Below are 18,527 nucleotides of genomic sequence, written 5' to 3'. Positions count from 1 at the left end.
CAATCAGTTAGACCATGGGACATATGTCCCATACTGGTCTTGGTAGGACGCATGCCCGATGTAATGGGCGCGCGCGGCAGCCATCATGACCGCCAGCCAGTTCAACAAAGGAGCCGCATTATGAGCAATCGCGTCTATGTATGGGACCGTTATGTCCGCTTCTTCCACTGGACGCTGGTGGCGGCATTCACGTTCGCCTACCTGAGCGGCGAGGAAGAAACGCCCTTGCACTTCTATGCCGGCTACCTGATCTGCGCCTTGCTGGTGAGCCGCGTGATCTGGGGCTTCATCGGCAGCCGCCATGCGCGCTTCACGGATTTCGTGACGCCGCCCAGTGCGGCGCTCGGCTACCTCAAGAGCCTGGCGGGTGGCCCCATCAAGCACTACCGCGGCCACAACCCGGCCGGCGGCTGGATGGTGCTGATGCTGCTCGCGTCGTTGACGCTGACGGTGGGCTGCGGGCTGCGCACCCTGGCGCTCGAAGGCGAAGGCCCGTTCGCCATCCCCAAGCTCGCCAAGCCCGATGCAACGACCATGAGCGAAAGCGAAATCGTCACGCTCAAGGCGGCACGCAAGGCGCGACGCGACGAAGAGCACCTGTGGAAGGAGATCCACGAGTTCGGCGCCAACACCACCCTGGCGCTGGTCGGCCTGCACGTACTGGGCGTGGTGGCATCGAGCCTGCGCCATCGCCAGAACCTGGCGCGGGCCATGGTGACGGGCTACAAGGACGAGCCGGAATCGCCTGTGTGATGCGCCCGGTTGCGCCGGGGGCGCCCTGTAGGTGCGAATTCATTCGCACGCTTCGCGTGTCAGGCTGAAGCCTGACCCACAGTGAAGAGTGCGATTGAAATCGCACCTACAGGAAGAAATCGAGGAGCCCCTCAGTACGGCACGTCCACCGCCATGCACAGGTAGCTGACCAGCGCGCTGGCGCGCTTGTAGTTACTCATCACGAACTTGACGAAGCCGGGTTCACTGATCAGGGCTTCGTCGAAATTCATGCAGGCGATGAAATCCTTGCGTTTCAGATCCGTCATCAATTCGTGGGCCGGGTCGATGCCGCGCGGCGGCCGCACCAGCGTGTCGCCGATCAGTGCCCAGTCCTTGCTGAAGGACGCCGCCTGGGTAGCCTTCTTCCAGGCGTTGGGGTTGTCGATGATGAATTCGCGAATGCCATTCAGCACCGGCGGCTCGGGGTGCCAGATGCCGGCACCGAGGAAACAATCGCCCGGCTCGATGTGCACGTAGAAACCGGGCGCGTGCACGTCCTTGCCGAGCTCATGACGGAAGTGGATGCCGACATTGGTCTTGAACGGGGTCTTGTCGCCGGCGAAGCGCGTATCGCGGTAGACCCGCATCAGCGAGCCGCCCATCTTCTTCGCCACCGCGCGAAAATGCGGCGACAGCGCCGGCAGCTGCGGCGCCATGGCCGCGATGAAGGCCATCGCCGGGTTGCGCACGCAGTCCTCGTAACGCTGCTTGTTGTCGTTGAACCATTCGCGATTGTTGTTCTTCGCGAGTTGTTTCAGGTAGGGAATGCAGGTTTTGGGAAACCCTTCGAACTGCGCCATCACGCGTGCCTCGTTGCTTGATTGGCGGCGCCGGCCGGCGCCTCACTGTTATCCATTGTCGCCGAGGGCACCAAGCCGGCTTCCTTGCGCACCTCGAGCGCGATGGCAGTCCAGTCCTTGTCGCCATGACCATGGGCCAGCGCCTCGCTGAAGCGCGCCTCGAGCAGTTCGCCGAGACGCATGCGCGCACCGACGTCGGCGGCGGTGGCCTGGGCGAGGCGCACGTCCTTGAGGCCGAGCGCGAGCTTGAAGCCGACCTTGTCCCAGCCATGCTGGCTCAGCTGGCGCCCGTAGTTCTCGAAGATCGGGCAGCCGAAGGCGGTGCCTATCACCATCTCGTAGAACTGCCGCGCGTCGATACCGTGCTTTTCGACCACCGCGAAGCTTTCCGACAGGGCTTCGATGGTGGTGGCAATCATGAAGTTGAAATTGATCTTGGCGACGTTGGCCGCGCTCGGCGTGGCGCCGAAATCAAAGATGCGGCGTGACAGCTTCTCCAGCACCGGCGCCACGCGCTGCTTGGCCTCGAGGTCGCCGGCGGTGAGAAAGGACGGCACGCGTGCACGCACCGCGTCGGGCCGGCCGATGATCGGCGCCGCGACGTAATGCACGCCGGCGGCGGCATGGGCCGCGGCGAGGCGCGTGGCGCAGGCGGCGGAGATGGTGCTGATGGAAACATGCACGCCGCCCTGCCCGAGCGCGCGCAGCACGCTGCCGTCGGCGAACACCGCGTCGAGCGCCGCGTCGTCGGCAAGGCAGCTCAGGATCACGCCGTCCGCGGCGGCGTCGGCGGCGCGCGCCGCGTGCTTCGCGCCCTTGGCCAGCAAGGCCTCGGTCTTGTCCGGCGAGCGATTCCACACCGTCACCTCGTGGCCGTCGGCCAGGAGGTTTTCCACCATCGGTGCGCCCATGAGTCCGATACCGAGATAGCCGAGTCGCATGGCTGAGGTCCTCGCTGTTGATGGGTACGATGTGTCGCGCCGCGCGCGGGTCATGGATAGTACCCGCTGCCGTGCCACTGGCAAGCAGCGGGGCGGCGGGCAATGCGAGGGCGCGCGGCGTGCCGCTATACTGACCGCGCACGCGGGCCCCGCGCTTCGCGCATCGCCCTATCGACAGGAGGCCTGGCCCGCGCCGGCATCATCATTGCGCGTTTCCCGACTGCTGCTCGGCGGACTGTCCGCCCTCATGATGCTGTTCACGCTGTGGTGGGCCGGCAGCGGCACCTTGCTTGCCGATTTCGGCGGTGACAACGCGGTCTATTTCCTGACCGCCAATCATTACTCACCCTATGGCGTCGCCCACGCGGCGGCGGCGCAGTTTGCCGCGCAGAGCGTCTACCCGCCGCTCTATCCCTGGCTGCTGGCCATGACCGGCGGCGGCACCTCGCTGGCGGCCGCGCATCTCGTCACCTCGCTAGTCATCATGCTGGCGGGCGCGGCTGTCTATGCCCTGGCACGCGCCGCGACGCTCACGCGCGGCGAAGCATGGGCGGTCGTTGCGCTGTGCGCCGGCACGCGCATCGTGCTGCTCGAAGGCCTGGAACTGCACAGCGAGCACCTGTACCTCCTGTGCTGGCTCTGCGCCGCGCTGTTGCTGGCAAACACGCCGGCCACGCCGCGCGCGTTGACGTGGGCCGCCGTGGCGGTCGGCGCCGCCTACATGACGCGCAGCTTCGGCATGACGCTGGTGGCCAGCCTGTGGCTGTGGCTCCTGGTCAAACGACCGCCGCGCGCCGCGTGGCTGGCAGCCTTGACGCTGGCACCGGTGCTGTACCTCGCCCTCACCCATGGCGGCAACGCGCGCTACCTGCATGCGCTCGTCGAGCTCTATCAACGCCATGGCCCGCAGGCGCGCCTGCTCGAGAACCTCGCCGCGGTACCGGCGGCGTGGCTGGGCGTGTTCGGCGATGTCAGCCAGGCCGGCTTCCTGCGCGCGCTGCCGGCGGCGCTCGCCGGCCTCGGCCTGGCGGGCCTCGTCATGCGTCTGCGTGGCGCGGCCTTCGATGCGCTGTCGGTGCTGGCCTACCTCGTGCTCATGGTGATCTGGCCCTACCCGGCCGAGTACGAACGCATGTGCTATCCCTTGTTGCCGTTCGCGCTGGTCTATGCCGTACTCGGCATGCGTGCGCTGGCGCCATGGCTCGATGCGCGCGTGGCGGCGGCCGTGCCGCTGCTGCTGTGCCTGGCCGCCATTGCGCCGTTCGCACTGCTGGTCGCGGAACGGCTGGCGACGCCGCCGGCCGATCCCGGCCTGCGGCCCTACACGCGCAGCAGCGCCTGGTTCGAGCCCGATCCCGCCAGCGCCTTTCCGACCCTCGCTTACCAGCGCGCCATCACCGAGGCGCTGAGCGCCATCGGCCGGCGTCGCGATGTTCCGGCCGATGCCTGCCTGCTCGCCACCAAGCCGTCGGTGGTGGCGCTCTACAGCGGTCGCCGGGTGGATGGCTATCCGCCCTTCGGGCTCGACGACGATGCCACGCGCGCGCGGCTCGCGGCGGGGCGCTGCCAGTACCTTTTCATGATGATGGGCGCGAGCCCGAGCTTTCCGCAGTACTACTATCCCTACCGGCGCCTGCAGCCGTGGCTGGAGGTGCTGGCGGTCTATCGCAACCCGCTCATGGCCGAGCAACCCGCGGCGATGCTGGCGCGACTGAAACCTGCGCCGCGCGCGCCTTGATTGCGCGGCGGCGCGCAACCACATGCTCCTCCTGCGGTCCTGACATCCTTCGAGCAACGACGACAAGCCCATGACCATACCCGTGTTCACACGCACCCTGCTGCAAATCAACATCGGCGCCTTCGTGCTGCAGATGGTGCTGGGTCAGGGCATGTTCGCCTGGTTCGCGCTGTGGCCCAGCGACTGGCTGGCGGGCGGCTCGCCGACACTGGCGACGCTGTGGCAGTTGGTGAGCTACAGCTTCCTGCACGGCGGTCTCACCCATCTCGCCTTGAACATGTTCGCGCTGTGGATGTTCGGGCCGGCGGTCGAATACCGCTGGGGCGCACGCGGCATGGCGCAGGCCTATTTCACCAGCGTGGTGACCGGCGCTCTCGCGCAGATCGTGGTGGGTGCCGCCATCACCCACAGTAACGCGCCGGTGGTCGGCGCCTCGGCCGGCGTGTTCGGCCTGTTGCTGACCTTCGCGCTGCTGTTTCCCGAGCGGCGCATCGTGCTGTTGATTCCGCCCATCCCGCTGCCGGCACGCGTGTTCGTCGCGCTCTATGCCGCCATCGAACTGCTGCTGGGCGTGACCGGCAGCGTCAACGGCGTGGCGCATTTCGCCCATCTCGGCGGCCTGGCGGGCGCCGGCATGGTCTACCTGTGGCGACGCCATGCGCCGCGCCGTTGACCGGCGCCGCCACGCTCCTGACGGGCATCGCCGACACCTGCGCTGATGCGGCCGGCAACGCTGTGTCGTCATCACGCAGTGATGCCTGCAAACTGACGTGGAGCAGATAGGCGCTCATCGACAGCATGAGTATCGTTGCAATCTCGACGCGGAAATTTTTCAATGCTCGGGCCTTGACGGATGACGGCACAAAAGGTCATTGTTGCGACGCAAAACGCGCTTCACACACCCTGTTCCATTCGGCTTCATGACTGACCAACTGCACTTCTCGCGTCGTCACGCGCTGCGCCTCATGCTGGCCAGCGGCCTGGCGGTATTCTGCAGCGATCGCGAGCGTCCGTGGGCCGAACCCGCGACCCGCGCCGGCCATCCGTTTTCCGTCGAACGCCTGCGTGAACGCGCGCGCATCCTGTCGACCCACGAGTTCCGCGCGCCGGACACCAAGCTGCCCGAAGTGCTGGCCGACATGTCGGTCGAGCAGTATCGCCAGATTCATTTCCTGCCGGCGCAGGCGCTGTGGGCCGACCAGGGCAAGTTCACCGCGCAGTTCTTCCATCTCGGCTCTTACTATAACCATCCGGTGCGGGTGTTCGCGGTGGTCGACGGCGACGCCAGCGAGATCCAGTACTCGCCGGCGCTGTTCGAATACGGCGATACCGATCTCGGCCCCGATCCGCTGCCGGAAACCTTGGGCTACGCGGGCTTTCGCGTGCATACCGCGCTCAACACGCCGGACTATCTCGATGAGCTGATCTCGTTCCTCGGCGCCAGTTATTTCCGTGCGCTCGGGCGCGGCATGCGCTATGGCATGTCGGCACGCGGCATCGCGGTCGGCACCGCCACCAATGACAACGAAGAGTTCCCGATATTCCGCGAGTTCTACATCGAGCGGCCGGCCGACAATCACAGCATCGTGATCCACGCCCTGCTCGACGGCCCGAGCCTGAGCGGCGCCTATACCTTCACCGTGCGCCCCGGCGTCGACACCATCGTCGACGTCAACATGACGCTCTATCCGCGCACCACCATGACAACCGTCGGTCTCGCGCCGCTGACCAGCATGTTCTTCTTCGCCGCCAACGATCGCGTCGGCGTCGATGATTTCCGACCTGCGGTGCACGACTCCGATGGCCTGATGGTGCTGACCGGCGCGGGCGAGTGGCTGTGGCGGCCGGTGGTCAATCCCGAGCGCCTGCGCATTTCGTCCTTCGTCGATCACAATCCCAAGGGCTTCGGCCTCATGCAGCGTGATCGCAACTTCGCCAACTTCCAGGATCTCGACGCGCGTTACGAGCTGCGCCCCAGCGTGTGGGTGGAGCCGGTCGGTGACTGGGGTCCGGGCGCGGTGATGCTGATCGAGATCCCGACCGACAGGGAGAGCAACGACAACCTGGTGGCGTTCTGGCGCCCCGAGGAACCCTTGCTGGAAAAGCGCGAATGGCAGTTCACCTATCGACTGCACTGGTGCGCCGATGCGCCGTCCGGCGTCGAACCGCGCCCCGCGCAGGTGGTGGCCACGCGTATCGGGCGCAGCGCCGCCGAGGACGGCAGCACCCACATCGTGCTCGATTTCGTTGGCGCTACGCTGCCCAAGCCGGTGGACGCACAACCCGAAGCCATCGTGTCGGCATCGCGCGGCGCGGTGCTCAACGTGTTGACCCACTTCAACGACGTGAGCGGCGGTTGGCGCGTGGCTTTCGATCTGTCGGTCACCGACGAGGAGCCGTCGGAACTGCGCTGCTTTCTCAAGGTGGGCGAAAACGCCATCAGTGAGACCTGGAGCTACCAGTGGTCGAGTTGATGGCGCCGCCGGCGGTCCGCCGCGGTGGATGACGCCCTGGAGACCATCACCGCCCCTTCCCATCTCGAGCGTGTGGTGGCGCGATACCTGGCGGGGCTCGCCTACTCGCCCGACGCGGCGACGGCCAGGGCCCACACGCTGCTGGCCGACATTCCACCCGACTGCGCGCCCACCCAGGCGCTGAAGCTCATCGACGATCGCATCCGCCACTGGCTGGCGGCGATGGTGGCGCGCACCGGCATCACCGTGCATCCCTACTCGGCCGCGCCGCGCGTGGCGCTGCTGACGCTGGAGATCGGCAAGCACTGGCCGGATCAACTGCTGCTGGCCACGCCCTCGCGCGCCTTCGAGGCGGCCTTCATGCAGGCCCTGCCCTTGTCGTTGCCGCCGCCGGCGCCGCTCGCCATGCCGCCGCAGTCGCTGACCGAATGGCACGAGGCCGACGGCCACGCCGCGCCGCCCGCGCCCTTGAGCGAGCCACGCTGGCGACGGCGCCTGCTGCTGGCGGTGCTGACGCTCGGCACCACCGGTCTCGGCTGTTACGAACTCGGCCGCGTGTTCACGCCGGGCGGCATCTCGGTCATCGAAATCGTGTTGATGGTGTTGTTCACCGCCAACTTCGTGTGGATAGCGATGTCATTCTGGACCGGCCTCGCCGGCCTCATCGCGATGTGGCGCGGTGCGCCGGCACTCACCACCGGCCTGCTGCCGGCGGCGAGCACGCTCACCACCCGCACCGCCATCATCATGCCGGTCTACAACGAATCGCCGCAGCGCGTGTTCGGCGCCCTCGAATGCATCTACCGTGAAATCGAAGCGGCGGGCGAGATCAACAATTTCGATTTCTTCGTGCTGTCCGACAGCACCGACACCAACGCCTGGATCGCCGAGGAACTGGCCTGGGACTTGAGCCGCCGCCGGCTCGGCGCCAATGGCCGCTTCTTCTACCGCCGTCGCTACGAGAACACCGCGCGCAAGGCCGGCAACCTCGCCGAGTTCTGTCGGCGCTGGGGCGGACATTACCAGCAGATGCTGGTGTTCGATGCCGACAGCGTGATGTGCGGCGACACCGTGATCCGCCTCGCGCGTCTCATGCAGTCCAACCCGCACGCCGGCATCATTCAAACCATTCCGCGCCTGGTCAATCGCAATACGCTGTTCGCGCGCACCCACCAGTTCGCCGGCTCGTGCTACGGGCCGGTGCTGGCCGCGGGTCTCGCCTGGTGGTATCTCGGCGACGGCAACTACTGGGGCCACAACGCCATCATTCGCCTGTCGGCCTTCGCCGGCCACGCGGGTCTGCCTCATCTGCCCGGCGGCCCGCCTTTCGGCGGCCTGGTCTTGAGTCACGACTTCGTGGAAGCGGCCTTGATGCGGCGCGCCGGCTGGCGCGTGTACCTATTGCCCGACGACGACGGCAGCTTCGAGGAAGCGCCGCCGTCGATGATCGATCACGCGCTGCGCGACCGGCGCTGGTGCCAGGGCAACCTGCAGCACATGAAAATCATCGGCGCCAAGGGCCTCAATCCCGCCAGTCGCCTGCACCTGTTGACCGGCATCATGGCCTACCTCGCCTCGCCGCTGTGGTTCAGCTTCATCCTGGTCGGCATCGCGGCCGCGCTGGAAACGCGTTTCGAACTGCCGGTGTATTTCTTTCCCGACCGTACGCCCTACCCGGTGTGGCACATCATCGATCCGGAGCTCGCGGCGCAGGTGTTCGGCTGGACCATGGGCTTTCTGCTCGCGCCGAAATTCTTCGGCTGGCTGGCGGTGTGCTTCGACAAGGATCTCGCGCGGCGCTTCGGCGGCCGCCTGCGCACGCTCGGCAGCGTGCTCACCGAGACCCTGGTGTCGGCCCTGCTGGCGCCGCTGCACATGCTGTTCCAGTCGCGCTTCGTGTTCAACGTGTTCGCCGGCGGCGACAGCGGCTGGAACACGCAGTCGCGTGACGATGTCGGCACGCCGTGGCGCGAAGCCTGGCAGCGCCATCACCATCACATCATCACCGGCGTGGTACTGGCGACCGCCGCCTACGCGGTGTATCCCGGCCTCTTGCTGTGGATGTCGCCGGCCTTGCTCAGCATGGTGTTCGCCGCGCCGCTGTCGGTGTGGAGTTCGCGACCTTCGCTCGGCCTGTGGCTGCGCGAGCGCGGCATGCTGGTCACGCCCGACGAAAACGAACCGCCGCCGATCATCCCGGCGGTGGCCGCCAACCGCGCCGAACTCGAGAGCCTGGCGGTACCGCTGTCGCAACCCGCGCTCGAGACCATCATCACCGATCACCGCCTCGGCCTCTTGCATCTCGCCCTGATCGAACAGAACCCGCCGGCGGTGGTCACCGAATCGATGTCGGCCGCCAACGACCGCGCCAAGGCCATACGACAGATGGAAGCCTTGCCGACCTTGCTCGACGGCAAGCTGCAGGCGGCGGCGCTGGCCTCGCCGAATACGCTGCGCAGCCTGCGCAGGCGCCTGGGGAAGTTCAGGTACTGAGATGGGCGGTGTCAGACTGAAGTCTGACCCACATGAATCGCGCTCGTCATGGGTTGTGGGTCGGGCTTCAGCCTGACATTCAATACCGGTGTCAGAATGAAATCTGCCCCACAAAAAAATGGCCGCGCTCCTGGTCGCTCGTACATCCAAGGCCGACTCACGCCGCCGGCAAGCGCAGCGTTGCGCACAAGCCCGGCGCATTGGCGCTGAAACTCAAACTGCCCTTGTGCAATTCGGCGACGGCCTTCACCAGCGACAGGCCGAGACCACTGCCCGGCAGCGTGCGACTCTGATCGAGCCGCGTGAAACGCTGTGTGACCCGTTCATGCTCCTCGACGGGAATGCCCGGCCCACTGTCGCGCACGTCGACCACCACCTGCCCCGCTTCGCCGCGCACGTCTATCTTCACCACGCCGCCGGCCGGTGAATGCTTGATGGCGTTGTCGAGCAGGTTGGTCAGCGCCTGGAACAGGAGATTGCGATCGCCGCGCACCAGCGGCTGGCCATGCACTTCGGCCTGCAGGCTGAGCTGTTTGTCCTGCGCCACGCCGAGATACAGTTCGTTGGCATCGTTGATGAGCGTGCCGAAGTCCAGCACTTCGTACTGTGCCTCGTAGCTGCCCGATTCGATGCGCGCGATGCGCAGCAGCGCGGCGAAGGTCGCCAGCAACTGATCGGCGTCGTCGACGCTGGCTTCGAGTTCGTCGCGCAGGGCGTCGGGCGCGGCGCGCGCGGCGAGCTCGATGCGGTTGCGCAGACGCGTCAGCGGCGTACGCAGATCGTGGGCGATGTTGTCCGATACGTGACGCACCGTCGCCAGCAACGCCTGCAAACGGTCGAGCATGAGGTTGACGCGCGACGCCAGTTCGTCGAATTCATCGCCCGCACCGCGCACCTCCAGTCGCCGGTCGAGTTGCCCGGCGACGATGTCGCCGGTGGCGGCGGTCATGGCGCCGACGCGTTTCAGCAGGCGACTGCTCATCAACAGGCCGCCGCCGGTGGCCAGCACGAAGATCAGCCCGACGCCGAGCAAGAGCGCGCGATTGAACACCTGCTTCAGCTGGCGCAGCTGTTCGATGTTGCGCCCGACCAGCAGGTGCAGGCCATCGCCGAGCAGGTACACGCGCGCGCGCGCCGGCACATCGCGTCCATCGGCGCGGTGATGGGTGAATTCCACCCAGCCATCGACGTCGGCCTCGATACGCGGCCACTCGAGCAGGTTGCCGGCCAGCGGCTCGTTGTCGCGGGTCGCGAACAGGTACAGCATGGCGCCGGACTGGTCGTTGCGGATGCGATGCACGATGACCTGCACCAGGCGTTCCAGGCCATGTTCGATGTACTGCTCGGCGAGGCCGGTGATCTCGGCCTTGAGCGTGGCATCGGTTTCGCGCACCAGAAGACCAATCGTCGACCAGTAGAAGAACATCGCCAGCAGCGCCGCCGACATCGTGAACAGGCCGGTATAGAACAGCGTCAACTGGAAGGCGCTGGTGCGCAGCAGGGCGCCCAGTCGCATGCCAAGAGAGCGCGACGTCTCAACGGCCATCGGCGCCGCTCTCGACCGCCAGGCGATAGCCCGCGCCGCGCACGGTATGCAGCAGCGGCGGCTCGAAGCCCTTGTCTATCTTGGCGCGCAGGCGGCTCACGTGCACGTCGATGACATTGGTCTGCGGATCGAAGTGATAGTCCCACACGTGCTCGAGCAGCATGGTGCGCGTCACCACCTGTCCGGCATGGCGCATGAGGTATTCGAGCAGGCGAAACTCGCGCGGCTGCAAGTCGATACCGACCTCGCCGCGCCTGACGCCGCGCGTCATGAGATCGAGCTCGAGATCGCCGACCTTGAGCACCGTGGCCGGACCTTCGGGGACGGTGCGTCGCGCCAGGGCTTCGATGCGCGCCTCGAGTTCGCTGAAGGCGAAGGGCTTGACCAGGTAGTCGTCGGCGCCGGCACGCAGACCGGCGACGCGCTGGTCGACCTCGCCCATCGCCGACAGCAGCAGCACCGGCACCCGCGAACCCGACGCGCGCAAGGTGCGCAATACCGTCAGGCCGTCGATCTCGGGCAGCATGCGATCGAGCACCACGAGATCGAACTCGTGGGTGGTGGCGACAAACAGTCCATCGCGGCCATTGGCCGCCACGTCTACGCTGTGGCCGGCCTGCACGAGCCCGTTGCGAATGAACTCGCGGGTATCGCGGTCGTCTTCAACGACGAGCAGGTGCACGATTCACTCCTGGCGTGGCCAACGGTGAAAAAAATGGGATGGCCGCATTGTGCCAAGCTTGCCGTGCCTCGCCTACCTGCACGGCCGCCGCCGCACATTACAAAAAATTAATCGCGCGGAAAGTCTCCAGTAATGGACACGCTTCTACGCTTGCCGGCACTTGAACGATTTCCAGCCTGAAGGAGGCTCCCATGAAATCCGCCATTGCCCGCATTGTTCACAACCACAAAGCCTACGCCGCCGCCCTCGCCGTACCGTTGGCGCTGGGCGTGGCGAACTGGCCGGGCGCCGAGGCCGCCCCCGTCATGCCGGCCCCCACGCCGACCTTCGGCCAGCCGCAGTTCGCCGATGTCATCGAGGACGTGCAGCCGGCGGTGGTCAAGATCGCGGTGGTCAAGAACGCCGCCAAGGTCGCGCGCCTCGAAGGCCGCGCCATGGAACTCGATCCCGATTCGCCGATGGGCCAGTTCTTCCGTCACTTCGGCCCCGGGCCGTTTGCGTTCGGCGCACCGCAGGGTGAGCCGCAGTCGAAGATCGAAGGCCTGGGCTCGGGCTTCATCGTCGACAAGAGTGGCTACATCGTCACCAACAACCACGTGATCGACGGCGCCGACGACATCAAGGTCACGCTGAGCGACGGCCGTGAATTGGCCGGCAAGCTGGTCGGCACCGATCCGCAGACCGACCTCGCGCTGATCAAGGTCGAGCCCAAGGGCGAGCTGCCGTCGGTGAGCTTCGCCGATTCAGACAAGGCGCGCGTCGGCGACTGGGTGGTGGCCATCGGCAGTCCCTTCGGTCTCGGCGGCAGCGTCACGGCCGGCATCATCTCGGCGCGCGGCCGCGACATCCATTCCGGTCCCTACGACGATTACCTGCAGATAGACGCGCCCATCAACAGCGGCAACTCGGGCGGCCCGGTGATCAATGCCGAGGGCCGCGTGGTCGGTGTCAACACCGCCATCTACTCGCCCAACGGCGGCAACATCGGCATCGGCTTCGCCATTCCGGCGCGCGAAGCCGAGCGCGTGGTGAGCCAGCTGCGCGAGCATGGCGGCGTCACGCGCGGCTGGTTGGGCGTGCAGATCCAGCCGGTCAACGCCGAGATGGCCGAAGCCTTGCGCATGGACGAAGCCGGCGGCGCGCTGGTGGCGGCGGTGGTTGACAAGAGCCCGGCGGCGCGCGCTGGTGTCAAGGTCGGCGACGTCATACTCAAGTTCGGCGACACCGCCATCAAGGACGCGCGCGACCTGAGTCGTGCGGTGGCCAAGTCCGAGCCCGGCAGCAAGGTGCATATCGAGGTAGTGCGCAACGGCAAGAACCAGCGCCTGGCCACCGTCATCGATCGCAATGCGCAGAACGATGTCGCCTTCAACCAGGATGCCGGCCCGGCCAACAACGGTGTCGACAAGCTCGACGAGAAGCTCGGCGTGGTGCTGGGCGCGTTGTCCAGCGATGCGCGCGCGCAGCTCAACCTCGATGACAGCGTCAAGGGCGCACTCGTGGTGGGCGTCAAGAACGGCAGCGCCGCCGACGAGAGTGGCCTGAAGCCCGGTGACGTCATCGTGCGCGTCAACAACGCCGAGGTCGCCGATGCCAGCGCCGCCAAGCATGCCCTCGGCAGCGCGCACGATGACAAGCGCCCGGTGGTGGTGCTGGTACGCCGCGGCGATCAGCAGTTCTTCACCGCCATGAAGCTTGCCTGAAGTTCCGACGCGATGGCGCGCCGCACGTCGCGGCCGTGCCTCGCCACTCTCCCGATGTCTCCCTCCCTCCACGGGATTGCCCCGGCCTCGGCCGGGGCATTTTTTTGCGAGGATTACCGCGCACCGCGCTCAGCGTATGAACAACATTTCCTGGTAGGTCGGGTAAGGCCACAGGTCGTTGGCCACTTCGCCTTCCAGCGCATCGGCGTGCCGGCGCACCTCGTCCATCAACGGCCGTATGGTCTGCGCGCAGAACTGCATGTGCTCCTCGGAACTGGCGAAATCATGACGCGCCAAGGCCGCGCTGAGCGCCTGGGTCTTGTCCGTCAGGCCGGTGAGCTCGGCGGCGATGATCTTCAGGCTGCCGTCGTCGAGAGCGATGCCATGGCCCTTGAGATCCGCCAGGCACTTGCCGAGATCCGCGAGGTACTTGACGGTGGCCGGATAGATGCCGGTCTTGGCCATGCTGACCACGATGCGTGCCTCGACTTCGATGGCGAGGATGTACTGCTCGGCATAGATCTCGAAGCGGCTGGCCAGCTCCACCGGCGACAGCACGCCCTGCCCGTCGAACAAGGCTTCCACCGGTGCCGATTTCAATACCGGCAGCGCGTCGGCGGCGGTTCTCAAGTTGAGCAGGCCGCGCTTCTCGACCGCCTCCTTGTGCCATTCGGCGGAGTAGCCGTTGCCGCCGAACACCACCGCGCCGTGTTCGTCGATCAAGGTCTTGAGGGTGGTGAGTATCGCGGTGTCGAGCTCCACGCCGTCTTTCAACTGTACTTCGAGATGGTCGGCCACCCAGTGCAGGGAATCGGCGAGGATGGTGTTGAGCGCCACCAGCGGCCCCGCCACCGACTGCCCGGAACCGACGGCGCGGAATTCGAAGCGGTTGCCGGTGAAGGCGAACGGCGAGGTGCGATTGCGGTCGCCGGCATCCTTCTTGAACACCGGCAAGGTGTCGATGCCGAGATCCATCATGCCGGGCAGGATGGAGCCGCTCAGCGTGCCGGCGCTGATCTGCTCGAACACGTTTTCAATCTGCGAGCCGAGATACACCGACATGATGGCCGGCGGCGCCTCGTTGGCGCCGAGGCGATGATCGTTGCTGGCGGTCGCCACCACCGCGCGCAGCAGGGGCCCGAACTTGTGCACGCCGCGAATGGCCGCGCCGCAGAACAACAGGAACTGCAGGTTCGAGTGCGGCGTGTGGCCGGGATCGAGCAGATTGCCCTGGGTGCTGTTGCCCACCGACCAGTTCACATGCTTGCCCGAGCCGTTGACGCCCTTGAAGGGCTTTTCGTGCAGCAGGCACACCAGGCCATGCTTCTTGGCGGTGTTCTTCAACACCGTCATCAACAGCTGCTGATGGTCGGTCGCGACATTGGCCGATTCGAAGAACGGCGCAATCTCGAACTGGCCCGGCGCCACCTCGTTGTGGCGGGTCTTGGCCGGGATCGCCAGGCGATACAGCTGTTCCTCGACGTCCTGCATGTAGACCTGCACGCGCTCGGGGATGGCGCCGAAGTAATGATCGTCGAACTGCTGGCCCTTGGCCGACGGCGCGCCGAACAGGGTGCGGCCGGCGAGCAGCAGGTCAGGCCGGTTGTTGACGAAATTGGCGTCGACCAGGAAGTACTCCTGCTCGGCGCCACAGCTCGATTTGATCGGCGCAATGTCGCTGTGACCGAGCAGCGACAGCACGCGGTGCGCGGCCTTGTTCATGGCCGCATTGGCGCGCAGCAGCGGCGTCTTCTTGTCCAGCGCTTCGCCGCTCCAGGACACGAACACCGTCGGGATGCACAGCGTCGCGCCGTTGTCGGTGGTCATGATGTAGGCCGGGCTGGTGACGTCCCAGGCGGTATAGCCACGCGCTTCGAAGGTCGAGCGTATGCCACCGTTGGGGAAGGACGAACCGTCCGGCTCGCCCTGCACCAGCACCTTGCCGCTGAATTCGGAGATCACCGAGCCGTCGCTCTGCACGGAGATGAAGCCGTCGTGCTTTTCGGCGGTGGCGTTGGTCAGCGGGTAGAACACGTGGGCGTAATACAGCGCGCCCTTGGACAGCGCCCAGTCCTTCATGGCAAGCGCCACCACGTCGGCCACCGACACGTCGAGGCCGACGCCGTGCTCGATGGTGTTCTGCAAGGATCTGAACACGTCCTTGGGCAGACTCTCCTTCATCTTGGCCAAGGTGAAGACGTCGCTCGCCCACAGGCTGCCGAGCGACGCCGGCGGCTGCACCGTCATCGGTTTGCGATTGGTGATGTCATAGACAGCCTGGGAGCGCGGTGTGAAGCCGGCCATAGTCGATTCCTGATTGAGTTGAATGGTGAAACGGGCAGTATCGTGCCGCTTTCGGTCGGCACGGCGTGGGTGTTCATGTGGCGCACGCCTGGACGGCCTGCGCGTGGCTGGGCGCCTCGACGAGCCGGCTGGCGTGATGGCTTACCTGTGGCGGCCCCGAGCCGGTGCGGCGCGCGGCCGCACCGTCGGCATTTTCTCAGGCCTGGATGTCCTCGAACATCACGCTCGACAGGTAACGCTCGCCGCCATCGGGCAGGATCACGACGATGGTCTTGCCGGCGAAGGCCGGCTCGGCGGCGAGGCGCGCGGCGGCCACCGTGGCTGCGCCACAGGAGATGCCGGACAGGATACCTTCTTCCACCGCCAGCCGGCGACCCATCGCGATGGCGTCTTCGTTCGACACGCGTTCGACGCGGTCGACGAGGGAAAGATCGAGCGCGCCGGGGATGAAGCCCGCGCCTATGCCCTGGATCTTGTGCGGCGCCGGCTGCAGATCCTGGCCTGCCAGCTTCTGCGTGATGACCGGACTGGTCTCGGGTTCAACCGCCACGCTGGTGATGGCGCGCCCCTGGGTGTGCTTGATGTAACGCGAGATGCCGGTGATGGTGCCGCCGGTACCGACGCCCGCCACCAGGGCGTCGATCTTGCCGTCGGTGGCGTTCCAGATCTCGGGGCCGGTGGTCTTTTCATGGATGGCCGGATTGGCCGGGTTCTCGAACTGCTGCGGCATGTAGTAGCGCGCCGGATCGCTGGCGACGATTTGTTCGGCCTTGGCAATCGCGCCCTTCATGCCCTTGGCGCCCTCGGTCAGCACCAGGTTGGCGCCAAACGCCTTAAGCACCTTGCGACGCTCGTGGCTCATGGTGTCGGGCATGGTCAGCGTCAGCTTGTAGCCGCGCGCCGCGCACACGTAGGCCAGCGCGATGCCGGTATTGCCGCTGGTCGGTTCGACCACTTCGACGCCGGGCTTCAACAGGCCGCGCGCCTCGGCGTCCCAGACCATCGCCGCGCCGATGCGGCACTTGACCGAATAGGCGGGATTGCGGCCCTCGATCTTGGCCAACACCGTCGCATGCCGGGCATCGACCACGCGGTTCAGACGCACCAGGGGCGTATTGCCGATGGACAGGGAGTTGTCGTTGAAATACGCCATGGCACGCGCTCCGGCTTGAGATTGATGGACACCCGCGCCCGGCGGCGCGAAGCAGCGTGAATGTTGGCGAAAACGCCGCGCGGCGTCCAGCACAGGGTGCCCGGCACAGGCGCCATGGTTTGCGCTTGCCGGCCGGCGATGGAACAATCCGGGCGCCGGCCGCGCGGCCGTGCCGCCACACCCCGCCCCTCCACCAGCACGGACCCCAAGCCATGAAAATCGACAGCCTCATCGGTTGGAATCTCGACGAGGTCGGCGCCGACGCCGCCGCCCAGGAAGCCTTGGGCTATTCCGGCCTGATGTCGGTCGAGACCGCCCACGATCCGTTCTTTCCGCTGCTGCTGGCCGCGCAGCGCACCACGCGCGTCGACCTCATGACCTCGATCGCGGTGGCTTTCGCGCGCTCACCGATGCTGCTGGCCAACATCGGCCACGATCTCAACGCCGCCGCCAAGGGCCGCTTCATTCTCGGCCTGGGCTCGCAGATCAAGCCGCACATCACGCGCCGCTTCAACATGCCGTGGAGCAATCCCGCGCCGCGCATGCGCGAATACGTGCTGGCGCTGCGCGCGATCTGGGCGAGCTGGCACCGCGGCGAAGCGCTGGCCTTCCACGGCCAGTTCTATTCGCACACGCTCATGACGCCGATGTTCGCGCCGACCAACAACCAGTACGGCGCACCGCGCGTGTTCCTGGCCGCGGTCGGCCCGCACATGACGGAAGTGGCCGGCGAAGTCTGCGATGGCGTCATCGTGCATGCCTTCACCACCGAGAAATACCTGCGCGAAACCACCCTGCCGGCGCTCACGCGCGGCATGGCCAAGAGCGGTCGCCGCCGCCAGGATTTCGAGATCAGCTACCCGGTGTTCGTGGTCACCGGCCGCGACGACGCCGAGATGGCGGCCTCGCGCGTCGCGGTGTGCAAGCAGATTGCGTTCTACGGTTCGACGCCGGCCTACCGCCCGGTTCTGGAAAGCATAGGCGCGGGCGAACTGCAGGACGAATTGAATCGCCTGTCGAAAGCCGGCCGCTGGGACGACATGGGCACCTTGATCCCCGACGACCTGCTCGCCGCGTTCGCGGTGATCGGCGAACCCGCCGCCATCGCCAAGGGCATCAAGGCGCGTTGCGAAGGGCTGGTCGACCGCGTATCGGCCGCCTATGCGCATATCAGCGTGGAAGATCAGAAGCGCATCGTCGCGGAATTGACCGCGAGCTGAGCGACGCGGCCGCGCCATGGATGCGGAGCGCGTCGGCGCGGCAAGCGTGGCGAGCCCGCGCCGCAACCGCGTCGACCCGTTTGGCGATCTGCACGCGGTCAGCGCGCGCGGACTGTTCACCGGCAACCGCGGCTGCGTGGTCGACGATCACGAACGGGTGGTGCGCCATCACGGCAGCCAGCTGTGGATCGTGTGCGTCACGCGTTATCGCGACTGGCGCTGGCCGCTGGCGCGGCCGCGACGCTGGACGCCGCTGTTCTTCCTCGACGACGCGGTGGCGCTGGCGGCCGGCCACCGTCCCTGCGGCCTGTGCCGCCGTGCCGACTACCTCGACTATCGCGATGCGGTGACGCGCGCACTCGGCGCGGCGGCGCCGCTCTCCGCCGCGCAACTCGATGCGCGCCTGCGCAGCGAGCGGCTGGCGCGCGGCCGTGGCCTCGAGCGCGCAAAGGATCGCAGGCCATGGCGCACGCCGCTCGCGGACTTGCCCGACGGCGCCGTGGTAGTGGATGACGAAGCGCGCTGCTGGCTGGTGCAGGCCGCGAGCCTGCGGCCGTTTTCATTCGCGGGCTGGGGCCAGCCACAGGCGCGGCCGGCCGACCTCGAAGTCGCGGTGCTGACACCGCCGACCTCGGTCGCGGCGCTGGCCGCGGGCTATCGCCCGACCCTGCATGCCAGCGCCTTCGCGTAATCGCGACC

At 66.7% G+C, this 18,527-nt stretch carries 14 protein-coding genes; 8 read left to right on the top strand and 6 right to left on the bottom strand.

From position 1 onward, the window contains the following. Window positions 1-120: 120 nt before the first annotated feature. On the top strand, window positions 121-753 hold the full coding sequence (locus IPM80_00990) for a cytochrome b/b6 domain-containing protein (protein ID MBK8957019.1): 633 nt from the start codon (window positions 121-123) through the stop codon (window positions 751-753). A 131-nt stretch (window positions 754-884) separates the two neighbouring features. Here IPM80_00990 and IPM80_00985 read toward each other — a convergent pair whose 3' ends face one another. Continuing rightward, complete coding sequence (locus tag IPM80_00985; GenBank protein ID MBK8957018.1) at window positions 885-1,574, bottom strand: DUF2461 domain-containing protein; 690 nt, start codon at window positions 1,572-1,574, stop codon at window positions 885-887. Next, on the bottom strand, window positions 1,574-2,515 hold the full coding sequence (locus IPM80_00980; protein ID MBK8957017.1) for an NAD(P)-dependent oxidoreductase: 942 nt from the start codon (window positions 2,513-2,515) through the stop codon (window positions 1,574-1,576). Before IPM80_00980 ends, IPM80_00985 begins: the two co-directional genes overlap by 1 nt. A gap of 205 nt (window positions 2,516-2,720) precedes the next feature. On the opposite strand from IPM80_00980, the gene IPM80_00975 reads away from it, so the two are divergent. The 4 genes from IPM80_00975 to mdoH all read left to right on the top strand — a co-directional run bounded on the left by IPM80_00975 (window position 2,721) and on the right by mdoH (window position 9,220). Next, window positions 2,721-4,253: a hypothetical protein gene (locus IPM80_00975; protein MBK8957016.1), complete on the top strand. Its 1,533-nt coding sequence runs from the start codon at window positions 2,721-2,723 to the stop codon at window positions 4,251-4,253. A gap of 70 nt (window positions 4,254-4,323) precedes the next feature. Next, window positions 4,324-4,926 carry a rhomboid family intramembrane serine protease gene (locus IPM80_00970; GenBank protein ID MBK8957015.1) on the top strand — a complete coding sequence of 201 codons (603 nt, stop codon included), beginning with the start codon at window positions 4,324-4,326 and terminating at the stop codon, window positions 4,924-4,926. Between the two features lie 292 nt (window positions 4,927-5,218). Beyond that, window positions 5,219-6,727 (top strand): glucan biosynthesis protein, encoded by a 1,509-nt coding sequence (locus IPM80_00965; GenBank protein MBK8957014.1) that lies wholly within the window; start codon window positions 5,219-5,221, stop codon window positions 6,725-6,727. Window positions 6,728-6,751: 24 nt separating this feature from the next. Then, the gene (gene mdoH / locus IPM80_00960; protein MBK8957013.1) at window positions 6,752-9,220 is read left to right on the top strand and encodes a glucans biosynthesis glucosyltransferase MdoH; all 2,469 of its coding nucleotides are present in this window, start codon (window positions 6,752-6,754) and stop codon (window positions 9,218-9,220) included. 157 nt (window positions 9,221-9,377) lie between these two features. On the opposite strand, the gene IPM80_00955 is transcribed toward mdoH, so the two are convergent. Continuing rightward, window positions 9,378-10,736 carry a HAMP domain-containing histidine kinase gene (locus tag IPM80_00955; protein MBK8957012.1) on the bottom strand — a complete coding sequence of 453 codons (1,359 nt, stop codon included), beginning with the start codon at window positions 10,734-10,736 and terminating at the stop codon, window positions 9,378-9,380. 19 nt (window positions 10,737-10,755) lie between these two features. Beyond that, complete coding sequence (locus IPM80_00950; protein ID MBK8957011.1) at window positions 10,756-11,448, bottom strand: response regulator transcription factor; 693 nt, start codon at window positions 11,446-11,448, stop codon at window positions 10,756-10,758. A 191-nt stretch (window positions 11,449-11,639) separates the two neighbouring features. Here IPM80_00950 and IPM80_00945 point away from each other — a divergent pair, with 191 nt between their 5' ends. Continuing rightward, window positions 11,640-13,151 carry a DegQ family serine endoprotease gene (locus IPM80_00945; protein ID MBK8957010.1) on the top strand — a complete coding sequence of 504 codons (1,512 nt, stop codon included), beginning with the start codon at window positions 11,640-11,642 and terminating at the stop codon, window positions 13,149-13,151. Window positions 13,152-13,280: 129 nt separating this feature from the next. Here the strand turns inward: IPM80_00945 and IPM80_00940 are convergent, their stop codons facing one another. Next, window positions 13,281-15,455, bottom strand: coding sequence for a glutamine synthetase III (locus tag IPM80_00940; protein MBK8957009.1), 2,175 nt, complete (start codon window positions 15,453-15,455; stop codon window positions 13,281-13,283). A 196-nt stretch (window positions 15,456-15,651) separates the two neighbouring features. Beyond that, window positions 15,652-16,608 (bottom strand): cysteine synthase A, encoded by a 957-nt coding sequence (gene cysK, locus IPM80_00935; protein MBK8957008.1) that lies wholly within the window; start codon window positions 16,606-16,608, stop codon window positions 15,652-15,654. A gap of 212 nt (window positions 16,609-16,820) precedes the next feature. On the opposite strand from cysK, the gene IPM80_00930 reads away from it, so the two are divergent. Then, window positions 16,821-17,828, top strand: coding sequence for a TIGR03617 family F420-dependent LLM class oxidoreductase (locus IPM80_00930; protein ID MBK8957007.1), 1,008 nt, complete (start codon window positions 16,821-16,823; stop codon window positions 17,826-17,828). Window positions 17,829-17,844: 16 nt separating this feature from the next. Further along, window positions 17,845-18,519, top strand: coding sequence for a hypothetical protein (locus tag IPM80_00925; GenBank protein MBK8957006.1), 675 nt, complete (start codon window positions 17,845-17,847; stop codon window positions 18,517-18,519). Window positions 18,520-18,527 lie beyond the last annotated feature (8 nt).

This window comes from Pseudomonadota bacterium (assembly GCA_016719885.1).
In the GTDB taxonomy this organism is placed as follows: Bacteria; Pseudomonadota; Gammaproteobacteria.
This window is presented reverse-complemented; position numbering and strand designations above follow the sequence as displayed.

What these genes read in the sequence shown, in the direction of transcription:
- IPM80_00990 (MBK8957019.1), top strand. Translation starts at nt 121, where the DNA reads ATGAGCAATCGCGTCTATGTATGGGACCGTTATGTCCGCTTCTTCCAC.
- IPM80_00985 (MBK8957018.1), bottom strand. Translation starts at nt 1,574, where the DNA reads ATGGCGCAGTTCGAAGGGTTTCCCAAAACCTGCATTCCCTACCTGAAA.
- IPM80_00980 (MBK8957017.1), bottom strand. Translation starts at nt 2,515, where the DNA reads ATGCGACTCGGCTATCTCGGTATCGGACTCATGGGCGCACCGATGGTG.
- IPM80_00970 (MBK8957015.1), top strand. Translation starts at nt 4,324, where the DNA reads ATGACCATACCCGTGTTCACACGCACCCTGCTGCAAATCAACATCGGC.
- IPM80_00965 (MBK8957014.1), top strand. Translation starts at nt 5,219, where the DNA reads ATGCTGGCCAGCGGCCTGGCGGTATTCTGCAGCGATCGCGAGCGTCCG.
- IPM80_00955 (MBK8957012.1), bottom strand. Translation starts at nt 10,736, where the DNA reads ATGCGACTGGGCGCCCTGCTGCGCACCAGCGCCTTCCAGTTGACGCTG.
- IPM80_00945 (MBK8957010.1), top strand. Translation starts at nt 11,640, where the DNA reads ATGAAATCCGCCATTGCCCGCATTGTTCACAACCACAAAGCCTACGCC.
- IPM80_00940 (MBK8957009.1), bottom strand. Translation starts at nt 15,455, where the DNA reads ATGGCCGGCTTCACACCGCGCTCCCAGGCTGTCTATGACATCACCAAT.
- cysK (MBK8957008.1), bottom strand. Translation starts at nt 16,608, where the DNA reads ATGGCGTATTTCAACGACAACTCCCTGTCCATCGGCAATACGCCCCTG.
- IPM80_00930 (MBK8957007.1), top strand. Translation starts at nt 16,821, where the DNA reads ATGAAAATCGACAGCCTCATCGGTTGGAATCTCGACGAGGTCGGCGCC.
- IPM80_00925 (MBK8957006.1), top strand. Translation starts at nt 17,845, where the DNA reads ATGGATGCGGAGCGCGTCGGCGCGGCAAGCGTGGCGAGCCCGCGCCGC.